Here is a 13,997-nt window from a genome sequence, read left to right as displayed (position 1 = left end):
AGAACTTGCGCAAAACGATCAATCGCTTGATCTTTCTTGCGTCGCCGCTGACTTGTCAGCAGCGCAGAAGCGAGATTGTTGCAGCGTTTCGCCCTGCTTGTCAACACTTTGCGAAGAAATTTTTGAAAACCTCTTCAAACTCAGCGCCAACTTCTCGCAAAGACCGTTTTACCGATCTTTTGTTCTCGACCGCCTCACAAATCAGCAGCCGAGCCAGAGATTGTTGCAAAACTTCGATTCGCCTGTCAACACCTGGATCGAAAATTTCTTCGCAACCCAAACTCAACATCCTTTACCAACCGACCTCCATCAGGAGTTGCCCGAGGGCGTTTCGATCAGCGAAGCCCGCCACTATAGCAAGGATTTTGAACGCCGTGCAAGTGGTCTCTCAAAGCTACTTAGCTGTGCGCCGCCAGAAGAGATGCTCCCAAGTGCTCTGATCTCTGCGGAACCGCCCCTGCGACCTCAGGCACAACAGCAGTGATGTGAGCGCCGGAGCGGCATGGAAACCACCAATCCGTCGCATGCGCCCAGACTTGTGCCTGTGCGCATGCGAGTGGTCGCCTACTTGACGTAGTCCATCACCACCTTCCAACGCCCATCCTGAATCTGCGAGAGTCGGGACGCTTCGCTGCCAAGCCGCTTGGTGGGCGAATAGCTGGCAGGCGCCGAACCGAAAAGGTCAGCTGGAAAGGTCATGGTGTCCATGGCCTTGATGAAGCTGTCCGTCGTCAGGGTGGGCCCGGCCTTCTGGGCAGCGCGGATCAGTCCGTCGATGATCATGTAGCCGTAGGCCGAGAACACCGTCGGGTCTTCGTTGAACTTGGTCTTGTACTTGGTCGCCCAGAAGCGCAGAGGCTGGGAGGCTTCATCCAGATAGGGATGTTGTGTGGCCATGGCCGCATAGAAGCCGTCCATGGCCTTGCCCCCCAGCCGATGGATCAAGTCCGTATAGGCCGCGCTGGAGCCAAGGAAGGTGGGGTTGAAACCGGTCTTGCGGGACTCGCCGATGGTGCCGATGGTTTCGCGCACGATCGTTCCAAGCACCACGAGTTCACAACCCGCGGCCTTGAGCTTGGCCACTTGCGAGGAAAACTCGGTGGCACCGCGCTTGAAGCTGGTCTTCTCGGTCAACTCGGCGCCCATGGCCTTGAGTCCGGCCTCGGCACCCTTGAGAACCTCCATGCCGAAGTCGTCATCCTGGTAGTGAACGCAGATCTTCTTGGCGCCCTTTTCCTTGGCGAGCAGCGGCAGCATCACGCGGATCTGCTCGTAATAGGGCACGGCAAAGGAGTACTTGAGCTTGTGGAAGGGCTCGTACATCTCGCGAGCCGCCGTGAGTGGCCAGAAGTTGATGACATTGCGCTCGAACTGCACCGGCATGGCCGCGAGATTGTGGGCGGTACCCACATGGCCGGCCATGATGAAGATCTTGTCCTGGTTGACCAGCTTCTGCGCTGCCAGCACGGCCCGCTTGGGGTCGTAACCTGAATCCTCGAACCTGAGCACGATGCGGCGACCATGCACGCCGCCCTGCTCGTTGAGCTCTTCGGCTCGCAGCAGCATGCCGTTGCGGGCCTGCTTACCGTAACCGGCCAACGGCCCGGAGAAATCCTGGATTGAGCCCACGACGATTTCGGTCTTGCTGACGCCTCGCTGCTGGGCCAGCGCTGGGGCGGCCGTCAAAGCGCCCAGGATCAAGGGGAGCAGGAATTGAACAGGCTTTCTCATGCGGGTCTCCTGAAGGGGCGGCGCTAGGCAGCGCGGTACATGGACTCGATCAAATCGGCGTACTTCTTCTGCACAAAGCTGCGCTTGAGTTTCATGGTGGGCGTCAGCTCTTCGTCTTCGGCGCTGAGTTGAGTCTCCAGCAGGCGGAAGGCCTTGACCTGCTCGACACGCGCGAACTCCTGGTTGACGCGCTCCACTTCCGCCTGGATCAGGGCCAGCACCTGCGGCGCGCGGGTCAGGCTGGCGTAGTTCGAAAAGGGCACGTCATGCTCCTGGGCAAAGCGCTCGACGTTGTCCTGGTCGATCATGATCAAGGCGGTCAGGTAGGCGCGGCGATCGCCAATGACGACGGCGTCGGTGATGTAGGGCGAAAACTTCAGTTGGTTCTCGATCTCGCTTGGGGTGATGTTCTTGCCACCGGCCGTGATGATGATGTCTTTCATGCGGTCGGTGATGCGGTAATGCCCTTGCTCATCCATGCGGCCGACATCGCCGGTGTGGAACCAGCCCTCGGCATCGATCACCTCGGCCGTCTTTTCGGGCTGGTTCAGGTAGCCGCGAAACAGGTGAGGGCCACGCGTCAGCATTTCGCCGGTGCCGGGGTCGATGCGCATCTCCACCCCAGGCGCGGGTGGCCCGATGGTGCCGGGGCGGATGTCGTCCGGCAAGGTGAGCGTGCCATGGGCACAGGTTTCGGTCATGCCCCAGCCTTCCAGCATCGGCAGGCCCAGGGCCAGGTACCAACGGATCAAATCCGGCGAAATCGGTGCCGCACCACTGACCAGCACGCGCGCCCGTTCGATGCCGATCGTGCGCCGCACATTCCCCAGCACGAGCCAATCGGCCAGGCGGAAGCGCAGCTTCAGCCCGATGGGCACCGGCTGCAGACCCAACACCCGCTGCACCACCGCCTGGCCGGTGGCGATGGCCCAGCGGTAGGCGCGCTGCTGCAGGGTGCTGGCTTCCGCCACGGCGATGCTGATGGCGGAATAGAACTTTTCCCAAACCCGCGGCACCGCGAAGAGCACATGGGGTGAGACCTCGCGCAGGTTCTCGGCAAAGGTGTCGGGGCTTTCGACGAAATTCAGTGTCGCGCCGCTGAGGAGCGCCGAGTAGGCACCGATGAGACGCTCGGCGATGTGGCACAGCGGCAGGAAGCACACGCGCTCGTCGCTGTCGAACTGGGGCAGGTTGGCACAGGCCGAGCGCACCGCGCTGACCAAGCCAGTTTGCACATGCATGGCCCCTTTGGGCTTGCCGGTGGTGCCGCTGGTGTAGACGAGGATCGCCAGATCCTCGGGCTGCACGGCTGCCAGGCGTTCGTCAAAGCGCTGCGGCTGCGCGTGGGCGCGCCCGCGTGCGCGCAGTGCCTCGAGGCTCAGCACCATCGGATCGTGGAACGCTTCCAGCCCCTGCGGGTCGAACACCACGATCCAGCGCAGTGCCGGCAACTGCCCGCGCACCTCCAGCACCTTGTCCAGTTGCTCGTCGTCCTCGACAAAGATCATCTCGGCGGCGGAATCGGCACACAGGTATTGCACCTGTGAGGGCGCATCGGTCGGGTAGATGCCGTTGGCCACGCAACCGGCGCTCTGGATGGCCAGATCAGCCAGCAGCCACTCCAGCCGCGTATTGGCCAGAATGGCGGCCACGGCGCGCGGCGGCAGGTCCAGGCTATCCAGCCCGAGCGCGATCTCGCGCACGGCCGCGCCAACGGCCTGCCAGCTCCAGCCCTGCCAGATGCCGAGCTTCTTTTCGCGCAGGAAGACGCGCTCCCCTCGCGCCGCCACCCCCGCCCAGAACAGCGCGGGAATGGTCTGACCCGCGAGGCGGTACTCCCCCTTGCGCTCGAACGCCGACAGATCCCAGAGTGCGGCCATCTCAGTGCCAGCTCTTTCTGCGCTTCCAGCGGCGTTCGCCGCGCGCGCCAGCATCGTGCTGCAGGCCGAGATAGAACTCCTGGATGTCGGCCCGTTCGCGCAGCTCGGCGCAGGGGCCCTCCACGACGATGCGGCCGTTCTCCAGGATGAAGCCCAGATCGGCCAGATCCAGCGCCAGGTGCGCGTTCTGTTCGACCAGCAGCAGGGTGGTGCCGCGCTCGCGGTTGATGCGCCGGATGATGGCGAAGATCTCCTGCGTCAGCTTCGGGCTCAAGCCCAGGCTGGGCTCGTCGAGCAGGATCATGCGCGGCGCCGCCATCAGCGCGCGGGCGATCGCCAGCATCTGCTGCTGGCCACCCGAGAGCAGGCCGGCCGCCTGCGCCGCCCGCTCCTTCAAGATGGGGAAGTAGGCCTGCACCTGCTCGATGTCGCGCGCCACGGCATCGCGGTCGCCGCGCGTGTAGGCGCCCATCAGCAGGTTCTCGCGCACGGAAAGCAGCGGAAAGACCTCGCGCCCCTCCGGCACCTGCACCAGGCCGCGGCGCACGATCTCGGCGGGGTCATGGCCGCCAATCTCGGCGCCGGCGAAGCGCACGCTGCCGCGGCGCGGATCGTTGATGCCGGAGAGCGTCTTCAGCAAGGTGGTCTTGCCCGCGCCATTGGGGCCGAGCACGGTGGCAATGCGGCCTTCCGGCACGGCCAGACTGACACCGCGCACCGCCTTGATGGGCCCGTACGCCGCCTCCAGGTTCAGCACTTCAAGCAGGGCGGGTGCGCTCATGCCGCCGTCCCCAGATAGGCCTCGACGACCCTTGCATCGCCCTGCACCTCGGCCGGCGTGCCCAGGGCCAGGCACTCGCCCTGGTTCATCGCCAGCACCCGGTCGGACACGCGTGAGACCAGGCTCATGTCATGCTCCACCATCAGCACCGTGATGCCGCGCAGGCGCTGCAGGTCCTGGATCCAGAAGGCCAGGTCGCGGGTCTCGTCCACATTCAGGCCGCTGCTGGGTTCGTCCAGCAGCAGCAACTCGGGCTCGGCGCAAAGCGCGCGGGCCAGCTCCACCAGCTTGCGCACGCCGTAGGGCAGGCCGGCGACACGGCTGTCGCGGTAGTGCTGCAGGTTCAGGAAGTCGATCACCTCCTCGACCTTGCAGCGCGACTCGCGTTCCTGCCGGCGCACGGCGGGCAGGAACAGCGCTTCCTGCCACAGGCTGCGGCGCTGGTGCACATGGCGTCCGATCAGCAGGTTCTGCAGCACCGAGGCCTGCTCGAACAGCTCGATGTTCTGGAAGGTGCGCGCGATGCCCAACTCGGCCATCGCATGCGCGGGCCGGGCGGTGAGGGACTGGCCCTTGAACAGGATCTCGCCGGTGCTCGGCGTGTACAGGCGCGAGATCAGGTTGAAGACTGTGGTCTTGCCCGCGCCGTTGGGGCCGATCAGCGTGAAGACCTCGCCGCGCTGCACGTCGAAGCTGACGCCATTGACCGCCAGCACGCCACCGAAGCGCTTGCCGAGCTGACGCACCTGAAGCAAGGCCTCGCTCACCGCAGCCGCTCCGATTTCTGGTAGCTCTTCTGGCGCGCAAACAGCCCGCGCCGGTAGAAGGGGAAGAGCTGCAGCCAGGTGCGCAGCTTGAGCCAGCGCCCGTACAGGCCATAGGGCTCGAAGAGCACGAAGCCGATCAGCACCAGGCCATAGACCGCCGACTGCAGGCCCGGCGCCTGGCCGATATGCGTGGGCAGGTAGTCCTTCACCATAGCGATGCCCTGGGGCATGGCGATCAGGAAGATCGCGCCCAGAAACGCACCATGCACCGAACCCAGCCCGCCGATGGTGACCAACAGCAGCAGGTCGATCGACTGCAGGATGCCGAACTGGTCGGGCGAGAGAAAGCGGATCTGGTGCGCGTACAACGCCCCCCCCACGCCAGTGAAGAAGGCCGAGAGCGCGAAGGCCAGGGTCTTGGTGCGCGCCAGATGGATGCCCATGCACTGGGCCGAGACCTCGGAATCGCGCACCGCCACAAAGGCGCGGCCGGTGGGCGAGCGCAGCAGGTTCAACAGCAGCAGCGTGCAGGCCACCGCCACCACCAGGCACAGGAAATAGAACTTCGTGCCGCTGTCGATCACCAGCCCGAAGGCCTGGGCCTGCGGAACCAGCAGACCGGCATTGCCACCGGTCACGGACTCCCAACGCGCCAACCCCTCTTCGACGATGAAGCCGAAGGCCAGAGTGGCGATGGCCAGGTAGATGCCCTTGACGCGCAGCGCCGGCAGACCCACCACCACACCCACCAGGGCTGCCAGCAGGCCGGCCGTGGGAATGGAGGCCACGAATGGCCAGCCCGCCTTCATCAGCAAAGCCTGCGTGTAGGCCCCCACGCCCAGAAAGGCCGCATGGCCCATCGAGAACAGACCGGTGAAGCCGGCCAGCAGCATCAGGCCCAGGCCGACGATGCCGTAGATCAGCACAAAGCTCAGTTGCGTGAGGCCATAGTCCTCCAGCCACCAGGGTGCGGCCAGCAGGGCCAGCAGCAGCAGGCCGTACCAGAAGCGCTGGCCGCCATGCTTCACCAGGTCAATGTCTTGGTCGTACGAGGTCTTGAAGAGGGTGCGCATCGCAGGCCTACACCTTCTTGGCGAGGCGCTCGCCGAACAGGCCGTGCGGCATCAGCATCAGCACCAGCAGCACCAGCACATAGGCGCTGATGTCCTTCACGCCCTCGGGCAGGTAGAAGCCCGCCAGCGCCTCGACCACGCCGATGACGATGCCGCCGACGATGGCGCCGGGCAGGCTGCCGAAGCCCCCCACCACCGCGGCCGGAAAGGCCTTCAGGCCGATCAGACCCATGTTCGCGTGCACGAAGGTGATGGGCGCCAGCAGCACGGCCGCCACCGCCGCCACCCCGGCCGCCAGGGCCCACACATAGCCGTTGAGCCGTCGCACCGGGATGCCCATGTAGTAGGCCGCCAGCTGGTTCTGCGAGGCCGCCTGCATGGCCAGCCCCACGCGCGTGAACCGGAACAGCGCGTACAGACCCAGGCTCAGCACCAGGGTCAGACCGATCACCACCAGCTGCTCCACCGCCAGCACGATGCCGCCGGGCAGGGTCACCGGGCCCGAATAGGGCAGTTCGAGCCGGTGCGTCTCGGTGCCCACCACCGGCAGCATGGTGATGACGCCGCGCGCCAGATAGCCCAGGCCCAGGGTGAGCATGACGATGGCGAAGGCCGGCTGGCCCAACACCGGTCGGATCATCAGCCGCTCGATCCCCAGGCCGAAAGCGGCCAGCGCCAGCACGGCCAGCGGCAATGCCAGCCAGAGCGAGAGCCCGAGCTGGTTGATCAGCAGCAGCGCCACAAAGCCGCCCACCATCATGATGTCGCCCTGCGCGAAGCTCACCGTCTCGGTGGCCTTGTAGATGAGCACGAAGCCCAGGGCGATCAAACCGTAGATGCAGCCCTGAGCGATGCCGGAGACCAGGACCTGCAGCTCCATCACGCCCCCTCGGCAAAGGCCTCGTCGCGCTTCTTGCGGATCGAGGGCAGGATCATCAGCACCAGCAGCACCGCCGCGGCCAGCAAAAGGCCGGCCGAAAGCGGCCGGGTGACCAGGCTGCTCCAGTCCCCGCGCGAGATGCGCAGGGCCTGGCGCAGGGTCTCTTCCATCATGCCGCCGAGGATGAAGCCCATCAGCAGCGGCGCCGGCTCGCAGCTCAGCTTGTGGAACACATAGCCTAGCAGCGCGAAGCCGGCGGTCAGGTAGACATCGAAGACGTTGTTGTTGATCGAGTAGGCGCCGATGCAGCAGAACACCACGATGGCGGGGAACAGCAGGCGGTAAGGCACGCTGAGCAGGCGGATCCACAGCCCGATCAGCGGCAGGTTCAGCACCACCAGCATCAGATTGCCCACCCACATCGAGACGATCAGACCCCAGAACAGCGCGGGGTTGCTCTCCATCACCTGCGGGCCGGGCTGGATGCCCTTGAGCGTCATCGCGCCCACCATCAGCGCCATCACCGCATTGGGCGGAATGCCCAGCACCAGCATGGGAATGAAGCTGGTCTGCGCGCCGGCGTTGTTGGCGCTCTCGGGCCCGGCCACACCCTCGATGGCCCCCTGACCGAAGCGGCTCGGATCCTTGGCCAGCTTCTTTTCCAGCGTGTAGGAGGCAAAGGCCGCCAGCAAGGCGCCGCCGCCGGGCAGCACACCCAGCAGCGAGCCCAGGCCGGTGCCCCGCAGCACGGCTGGTGCGGCGGCGCGCAGGTCGGCGCGGCTGGGCCACAGGCCGTGGACGGACTTGGTGAAGACCTCGCGCTGCCCTTCCGGCTGCGAGAGCGAGGCAATGATTTCGCCGAATCCGAACAGCCCCATGGCGATGACGACGAAGCCGATGCCGTCACTCAGCTCCATGAAGCCGAAGCTGAAGCGCGGCTGGCCCGTCATGACGTCGGAATTGACCTGGCCGAGCAGGATGCCCAGCACCACCATGGCCACCGACTTGACCGGCGCCCCCTGCCCCAGTGCCACCGCGCCCACCAGGCCCAGCACCATCAGCGAAAAGTACTCGTGCCGGCCGAACTGCTGCGAGAGCGTGACCAGGGGCGGCGCGAACATGACGATCAGGGCCGTGCCGACGCAGCCGGCAAAGAAGCTGCCCAGCGCCGCGATGGACAGCGCCGCGCCAGCGCGGCCCTGCCGCGCCATCTGGTAGCCATCCAGCGCGGTGACGACCGAGCTGGCCTCGCCCGGCACATTGATGAGGATGGCGGTGGTGGAGCCGCCGTACTGAGCGCCGTAATAAATGCCGGCCAGCATGATCAGCGCCGGCGTGGCGTCCAGCCCATGCAGGGTGGGCAGCAGCATGGCGATGGTGGCCACCGGCCCGAGGCCCGGCAGCACACCGATCAAGGTGCCCAGAAGCGCGCCGAACAGCGCATAGCCCAGGTTCGTCAGGCTCAGAGCGGTGCTCAGGCCCAGGGCCAGTTGGTCCCACATCAGCGTGGCCACCAAGTGGAGACGGGGCTGGGCCAGACCGGCAGCGGCAGGCCGAGCCCGGCCACGAACACCGCCCAGCTGAACAGGGCCAGGCCCAGGCCAAGCAGCAGGGCCTCCCACAGCCTGGCCTCACGCCCGGCAAACGAAACCCCGAAGCCCACGCCCGCCACCGTGAGCAGCAGGCCCAGGCGGTGCAAGCCCAGCCCGAAGCCCAGCACCGCCAGCACGATGGCCAGCAGCGGCCGCCAGGCGATCGGCCCGACCGGCTGGCCGCCTTCGGACTCGATGCTGAGCGACTTGAACAGCACCATGCCGCCCAGCAAGGCCAGCAGCACGCCCAGGCCAAAGGGGAAGTAGCCCGGCCCGGGCGCTGCGGCATCCCCAAAGCTGTAGGCCGTGGCCCCCCAGGCAAAGGCAATGCCCAGGGCGATGAAGAGCAGCCCGGCGAAGAAGTCCCGCGAACCCTTGGGCTTCATCGCTCAGCTCTCCCAGGCGGGAGTACTGCGCAGAACCTCTTCCAAGGTCGTCACGCCCTCCGACACCTTGCGCACCCCGCTCAGGCGCAGCGCCCGCAGGCCCTCCTGCGCCGCGGCGCGGCGCAGCGCCCCCATGTTCGGGCTGGGCATCAGGTGCTGGCGCACCGGCTCGCTCAGATTCAGCAGCTCGTACAGGCCGGCACGACCGCGGAAGCCCGTCTGTCGGCATTCCAGGCAACCCACCGGCTTGTAGGGCTTGAGCTCGCCGGACATGCGCCAGGGCTTGACCAGCTCGTTCAGCGTCTCGGTGCTGACGCTCGGGTCCGGCACCTTGCAGTGCGGGCAGAGCGTGCGCACCAGGCGCTGCGCCAGCACGCCGATGACGGTGGCGCTGATGAGGTAAGGCGGCACGCCCAGATCGATCAGGCGGGTGACGGCCGAGATCGAATCGTTGGTGTGCAAGGTGCTGAACACGAGGTGGCCGGTGAGCGAGGCCTGGATCGCCATCTCGGCCGTTTCCAAGTCGCGGATCTCGCCCACCATGATGATGTCGGGGTCCTGACGCATCAGGGCGCGCAGGCCCTCGCTGAAGCCGAAGTCCAGGGTCTGCTGCACCTGGGTCTGGTTGAAGGCCGGCTCGATCATCTCGATCGGGTCTTCGATGGTGCAGACGTTGACCTCGTCGGTGGCCAGGCGCTTGAGCGTGGAATAGAGCGTCGTCGTCTTGCCCGAGCCGGTGGGGCCGGTGACGAGGATGATGCCGTGCGGTGCGGCCACCAGCTGATTCCAGCGCTCGGCATCGTGGCGGCTGAAGCCGAGCTGATCGAGTTCCTTGAGCGCGTTGTCGGGGTCGAAGATGCGCATCACCATCTTCTCGCCGAAGGCGGTGGGCAGGGTGGAGAGGCGCATTTCCACCTCGTCGCCACCCGGGTTGCGCGTCTTGATGCGGCCGTCCAGCGGGCGGCGACGCTCCACCACGTCCATACGGCCGAGCAGCTTGATGCGCGAGATCATGGCGCTCATCACCGAGCTGGGCAGCTGGTAGACGGTGTGCAGCACGCCGTCGATGCGGAAGCGGATCAGGCCGATCTCGCGCCGCGGCTCGAGGTGGATGTCGGAGGCGCGCTGGTCAAAGGCGTACTGCCACAGCCAGTCGACCACCTGCACCACGCCCTGGTCGTTGGCGTCGAGCTGCTTGTTGCTCTTGCCCAGCTCCACCAGCTGCTCAAAGCTGGCCAGCCCCGCCACTTCGCCGGTCTTGGTGGCCGCCCGCACCGATTTGGCGAGCGTGAAGAACTCGGTGGTGAAGCGGCTGATGTCCTGCGGGTTGGCCACCACCAGCTTGACGGTCTTGCGCGAATGGCTCTCGATCTGCGGCACCCAGGCCACGTCGAAAGGCTCGCTGGTGGCGATGGTGATGTCGCTCAGGCCCATCAGCACCGGCAGGCAGCGGTGCTTCTCGGCATAGGCGGCGTTCATCACGTCGGCCACGCGGCCCACTTCCACCTTCAGCGGGTCGATGCGCAGATAAGGCAGCTTGGCGCGCGTGGCCAGCCACTCGGTCAGCGCCTCGGTGTCCAGGCTGCGCTGGGTGCCGGCACGCTGCAAACCGGCACGCCCCAGACGCACCAGCGGGTGCATGGCGCTATCGCCCACCGCAAAGCGGCTCTCGGTGGAGCTGGCCGTTTCGGGATCGATCATCCCGTCCTCCTGCAGCCACTGCAGCAGGGTGCGCCAGTTCAGACGCGCATCGGTCGCGGGGGGCGGCGGGGGCGGACGGGACTTCGAACTCATTCGCGCTCGTCGGAAGAAGGGAGCCAGGGCTTGAGACCGCGCAGCCAACGCTTGGCGGGCAGGCCCAAAGTGGCATTGATGGTAGTGGCGCGCCTTTGCAGTTCGGCCTTGTCCGGGAGAGCGTTTTCCCGGGTGGCCACCACCACGGTGTTGCCTTCCTTGGTCGCTGCGAGGCGCCACACCGAATCGGCCCCGAAGGCCGCGGCGATGCGCGCGCAGGAGCGCTCGAACGAGGCCTGGCGCCCGAACAGGTTCACGGCCATGCCGCCACCCGGCGCCAGCAGCTCGCGGCATTCGGCATAGAAGCCTTCATCGTCCAGCACCGGTGCGGCGGCCTCGTGGTCGTACAGGTCCACGTGCAGCAGCTGCACCTGGCCGCGGCGCGAGCCCTCGCGCAACCACTCGGCGGCGTCGGCCACATGCACCTGCAGGCCCGCGCCATCGGCCGGCAAATGAAACCAGTGCCGGCACACGCGCAGCACACCGGGGTGCAGCTCCACGGCTTCGGTGGGCCGGCCCAGCACCTGGTGGCAGAACTTGGTGAGCGCCGCCGCGCCCAGGCCGAGCTGCACGCATAGGCCCTCGCGCCAGGTTTCGGGCGGCTGCCAGAGCAGCGGCGCCATCATGCGTTGGATGTACTCCAGCTCCAGCTTCAGGGGTTTGCTGATGCGCATCGCGCCTTGCACCCAGATGCTGTCCAGGTGCAGCGAGCGCACGCCGGCGTAGTCGGAGATCGTGACCTCGGGGAGGTCGTCTTCATGGAGTTCGGGCATGGGGCGGCGATTGTCTACAGTCGTCCGGCCCTCAACCCCCGGGAGTCGCCCCATGAACACCGAAGCCATCTGGCAGTTTCTGAGTACGCAGGGGGCCGAGTTCGGCCTCAAGGTGCTGGCCGCCATTGCCGCCTGGATCGTCGGCCGCTGGCTGATCGCCCTGGCGCTGAACCTGTTCAGCCGCGCGCTCGCCGCGGGCAAGAAGGTGGATCAGACGCTCAGCAACTACCTGCGCTCCATCTTGAGCGTGCTGCTGAACCTGGTGCTGATCCTGGCCATCCTGGACATCTTCGGCGTCAAGACCACCAGCTTCGCCGCCCTGCTGGCCGGCGCCGGCGTGGCCATCGGCATGGCCTGGAGCGGGCTGCTCGGCCACTTTGCCGCCGGCGTGTTCATGCAGGTGCTGCGGCCCTTCAAGGTGGGGGACTTCATCAGCGCCGGTGGGATCACCGGCACGGTGACGGAAATCGGCCTCTTTGGCACCACCGTCACCACGCCGGACAACGTGCAGACCATCGTCGGCAACAACGTCGTGTTCGGCAGCGCGATCCAGAACTTCTCCGCCCTGCCCCACCGCCGCGTGGACTGCCTGGCCAAGGTGGCCAACAGCGTCGATCCGCTGGACGCGATCGCGCGCCTGAAGCCCGCCATCGCCGCCATTGCCAACGTCAAGACCGAGCCGGCGCCGGACATCGAGATCCTGCAGTTCACGCCCGAGGGCCCGCAGCTCTGCGTGCGGCCCTACTGCCATACCGACCACTACTGGCAGGTCTACTTCGACACCCACAAGGCCATCGTCGCCACCTTCGGCGCGGCCGGCTACCCGGTGCCGGAGACGCCGATCACGCCGCGCAACCGCTAGTCGGCAAAAGCCAGCAGTTCGCCGCCCAGCGTGGCGGCGAACACCCGGCCCGGTGCCAGCGCCAGGCTGCCGGTGACGCCATAGGTCGCCGGGCTGGCGGGCGCGGCCAGCGGCGCGCGCCAATGCGGCCGGCCGCTGCGCCGCTCGAAAGACCAGACCGAAGCCTCATGCCCCACCGTGTAACCGGGCAGGGCCGAGGTGCCGATGGCCACGCGCTGGGCGTCCAGCGCCGGTGAGCCCCAGGCCCAGCCGTGCACGTCACGGCGCCAGACCAGCCGGCCCGTGTGCGGCGCCCAGCAGCTTAGGTGCGCGCCGTCCGACGAGCCCACGTAGGCCAGGCCGTCCAGGCCATTGACGGCCGACTCGACCCAGCTGAACCAGTGGTAGCGCCGCCAGGCCTCGGCGCCATCGGCCAGGCGCAGCGCGAACAGCTCGTAGCTGCGTGAGCCCACCAGCACCAGGCCGTCTTCGACCCACACCGCGGACACCACCGGCGCGCCGGTCTCAAAGCGCCAGCGTTCGCGCCCGCTCGCCAGCTCGAAGGCGCGCACGCTGCCGTCGAAGGCGCCGAGCACCACCAGGCCGCCGGCGATCACCGGCGTGCCCAGCAGGCTGTGGCCGATATCGACCTGCCAGCGCAGGCGCCGCTCCGGCGAAGCGCCCAATTGCCAGCAGGCCAGGCGTCCGGCGTGGCTGGCCGTGAGCAGCGCGTCGCCTTGCACCGCCACGCCGGCGCCGAAGCGGTCAAAGCGCGCGCCCGGCTGGCCGGGCGGGATGCGCCGCACCGGCTGCTCCTGCAGCGGCAGCTGCCAGGCGGACGCACCGCTGCCGGCCTCGAAGGCGTGCAGCAGGCCGTCGTCGCTGGGCACGAGCAGCTGGCCCTGATGCAGCAGCGGGCGGCAGCGCAGCGCGCCGCCGGTGCGGGCCTGCCAGCGCGTGCGGCCATCGGCCGGGTCCAGCGCATGCAGCGCGCCCGCGTCATCGCCGGCGAACAGGCTGTCGCCCGCGCGCAGCAGATCGGCCCACAGCGGCGCGCCCAGCTCCCGCCGCCACAGGGTGCGCGGCGTGGGCAGATCGGGCCAGGTGCGCGGCGGGTGCGGCAGCTCGCCGCGCTCCAGCACCAGGGAAAGGCGCAGGCGCGGCAGCAGGAACTCGGGCATGGCACCGAGCAGGCGCCGGCCGTCGCGGCTGGGCTGCAGCAGCCAGTCGCCGCCCAGGTGCAGCGCATCGCCCTGCCAGCGCACGCGGCCGAAGGGCGCGTCCCAGGCATGGATGGCCGGCAGCGTGGCCTTGAGCGTCCAGCCGCCCTCGGCATGGGGCTCGAAGCGCAAGCCCAGGGCGGTGGCCTCGCCGGCATGGCGCAGCGTGGCGACCCAGCTGCCGCTCGGGTCGAAACCCTGCGCAGCCGTGGCGACAAGAGGGAGGCCGGCAGCCGCCAGCAACAGAGGGCGTCTTTGCATGCCTCCCATCCTCGGCCG

At 67.4% G+C, this 13,997-nt stretch carries 13 protein-coding genes; 2 read left to right on the top strand and 11 right to left on the bottom strand.

The window, feature by feature from the left end; translation table 11 throughout:
• The coding region (locus I7X39_RS15365; protein WP_198112035.1) for a hypothetical protein at positions 1-484 on the top strand (484 nt) is incomplete at its 5' end.
• Between the two features lie 80 nt (positions 485-564).
• On the opposite strand, the gene I7X39_RS15360 is transcribed toward I7X39_RS15365, so the two are convergent.
• Genes I7X39_RS15360 through I7X39_RS15315 form a run of 10 tightly spaced genes read right to left on the bottom strand, consistent with a single transcriptional unit; the run spans position 565 to position 11,657 of the window.
• Entirely contained in the window at positions 565-1,701 is a 1,137-nt protein-coding gene (locus I7X39_RS15360) for an ABC transporter substrate-binding protein (RefSeq protein WP_375140795.1), read from the bottom strand.
• A 53-nt stretch (positions 1,702-1,754) separates the two neighbouring features.
• Positions 1,755-3,611: an AMP-dependent synthetase/ligase gene (locus tag I7X39_RS15355; RefSeq protein ID WP_198112033.1), complete on the bottom strand. Its 1,857-nt coding sequence runs from the start codon at positions 3,609-3,611 to the stop codon at positions 1,755-1,757.
• 1 nt (position 3,612) lies between these two features.
• A complete protein-coding gene (locus I7X39_RS15350; protein WP_198112032.1) occupies positions 3,613-4,392 on the bottom strand; it encodes an ABC transporter ATP-binding protein in 780 nt (259 codons plus the stop codon).
• Entirely contained in the window at positions 4,389-5,159 is a 771-nt protein-coding gene (locus I7X39_RS15345) for an ABC transporter ATP-binding protein (RefSeq protein WP_198112031.1), read from the bottom strand. Before I7X39_RS15345 ends, I7X39_RS15350 begins: the two co-directional genes overlap by 4 nt.
• Entirely contained in the window at positions 5,156-6,232 is a 1,077-nt protein-coding gene (locus tag I7X39_RS15340; RefSeq protein WP_198112030.1) for a branched-chain amino acid ABC transporter permease, read from the bottom strand. Before I7X39_RS15340 ends, I7X39_RS15345 begins: the two co-directional genes overlap by 4 nt.
• A 7-nt stretch (positions 6,233-6,239) precedes the next feature.
• Positions 6,240-7,115, bottom strand: a complete 876-nt coding sequence (locus I7X39_RS15335; RefSeq protein WP_198112029.1) for a branched-chain amino acid ABC transporter permease — start codon at positions 7,113-7,115, stop codon at positions 6,240-6,242.
• The gene (locus I7X39_RS15330; RefSeq protein ID WP_198112042.1) at positions 7,112-8,614 is read right to left on the bottom strand and encodes a tripartite tricarboxylate transporter permease; all 1,503 of its coding nucleotides are present in this window, start codon (positions 8,612-8,614) and stop codon (positions 7,112-7,114) included. The genes I7X39_RS15335 and I7X39_RS15330 overlap by 4 nt, the downstream gene beginning before the upstream one ends.
• Positions 8,614-9,090 carry a tripartite tricarboxylate transporter TctB family protein gene (locus I7X39_RS15325; protein ID WP_198112028.1) on the bottom strand — a complete coding sequence of 159 codons (477 nt, stop codon included), beginning with the start codon at positions 9,088-9,090 and terminating at the stop codon, positions 8,614-8,616. Before I7X39_RS15325 ends, I7X39_RS15330 begins: the two co-directional genes overlap by 1 nt.
• Positions 9,091-9,093: 3 nt before the next feature.
• Positions 9,094-10,884, bottom strand: coding sequence for a type IV pilus assembly ATPase TfpB (gene tfpB / locus I7X39_RS15320; RefSeq protein ID WP_198112027.1), 1,791 nt, complete (start codon positions 10,882-10,884; stop codon positions 9,094-9,096).
• Complete coding sequence (locus I7X39_RS15315) at positions 10,881-11,657, bottom strand: class I SAM-dependent methyltransferase (RefSeq protein WP_198112026.1); 777 nt, start codon at positions 11,655-11,657, stop codon at positions 10,881-10,883. Before I7X39_RS15315 ends, tfpB begins: the two co-directional genes overlap by 4 nt.
• Before the next feature lie 52 nt (positions 11,658-11,709).
• Here I7X39_RS15315 and I7X39_RS15310 point away from each other — a divergent pair, with 52 nt between their 5' ends.
• Positions 11,710-12,519, top strand: a complete 810-nt coding sequence (locus tag I7X39_RS15310) for a mechanosensitive ion channel family protein (protein WP_198112025.1) — start codon at positions 11,710-11,712, stop codon at positions 12,517-12,519.
• Here I7X39_RS15310 and I7X39_RS15305 read toward each other — a convergent pair.
• Positions 12,516-13,979 (bottom strand): PQQ-like beta-propeller repeat protein, encoded by a 1,464-nt coding sequence (locus I7X39_RS15305; protein ID WP_198112024.1) that lies wholly within the window; start codon positions 13,977-13,979, stop codon positions 12,516-12,518. The genes I7X39_RS15310 and I7X39_RS15305 overlap by 4 nt on opposite strands.
• Positions 13,980-13,997: the final 18 nt, after the last annotated feature.

This window comes from Inhella proteolytica, from assembly GCF_016093275.1.
Taxonomy (GTDB): Bacteria; Pseudomonadota; Gammaproteobacteria; order Burkholderiales; family Burkholderiaceae_C; genus Inhella; species Inhella proteolytica.
Note: the sequence above shows the minus strand (reverse complement) of the source record. Positions and strands in the feature narration are given on the sequence as shown.

Coding starts and splice junctions, on each gene's coding strand:
- I7X39_RS15330 (WP_198112042.1), bottom strand. CDS start 8,614: ATGTGGGACCAACTGGCCCTGGGCCTGAGCACCGCTCTGAGCCTGACG.
- I7X39_RS15310 (WP_198112025.1), top strand. CDS start 11,710: ATGAACACCGAAGCCATCTGGCAGTTTCTGAGTACGCAGGGGGCCGAG.
- I7X39_RS15305 (WP_198112024.1), bottom strand. CDS start 13,979: ATGCAAAGACGCCCTCTGTTGCTGGCGGCTGCCGGCCTCCCTCTTGTC.
- I7X39_RS15315 (WP_198112026.1), bottom strand. CDS start 11,657: ATGCCCGAACTCCATGAAGACGACCTCCCCGAGGTCACGATCTCCGAC.
- tfpB (WP_198112027.1), bottom strand. CDS start 10,884: ATGAGTTCGAAGTCCCGTCCGCCCCCGCCGCCCCCCGCGACCGATGCG.
- I7X39_RS15355 (WP_198112033.1), bottom strand. CDS start 3,611: ATGGCCGCACTCTGGGATCTGTCGGCGTTCGAGCGCAAGGGGGAGTAC.
- I7X39_RS15325 (WP_198112028.1), bottom strand. CDS start 9,090: ATGAAGCCCAAGGGTTCGCGGGACTTCTTCGCCGGGCTGCTCTTCATC.
- I7X39_RS15350 (WP_198112032.1), bottom strand. CDS start 4,392: ATGAGCGCACCCGCCCTGCTTGAAGTGCTGAACCTGGAGGCGGCGTAC.
- I7X39_RS15340 (WP_198112030.1), bottom strand. CDS start 6,232: ATGCGCACCCTCTTCAAGACCTCGTACGACCAAGACATTGACCTGGTG.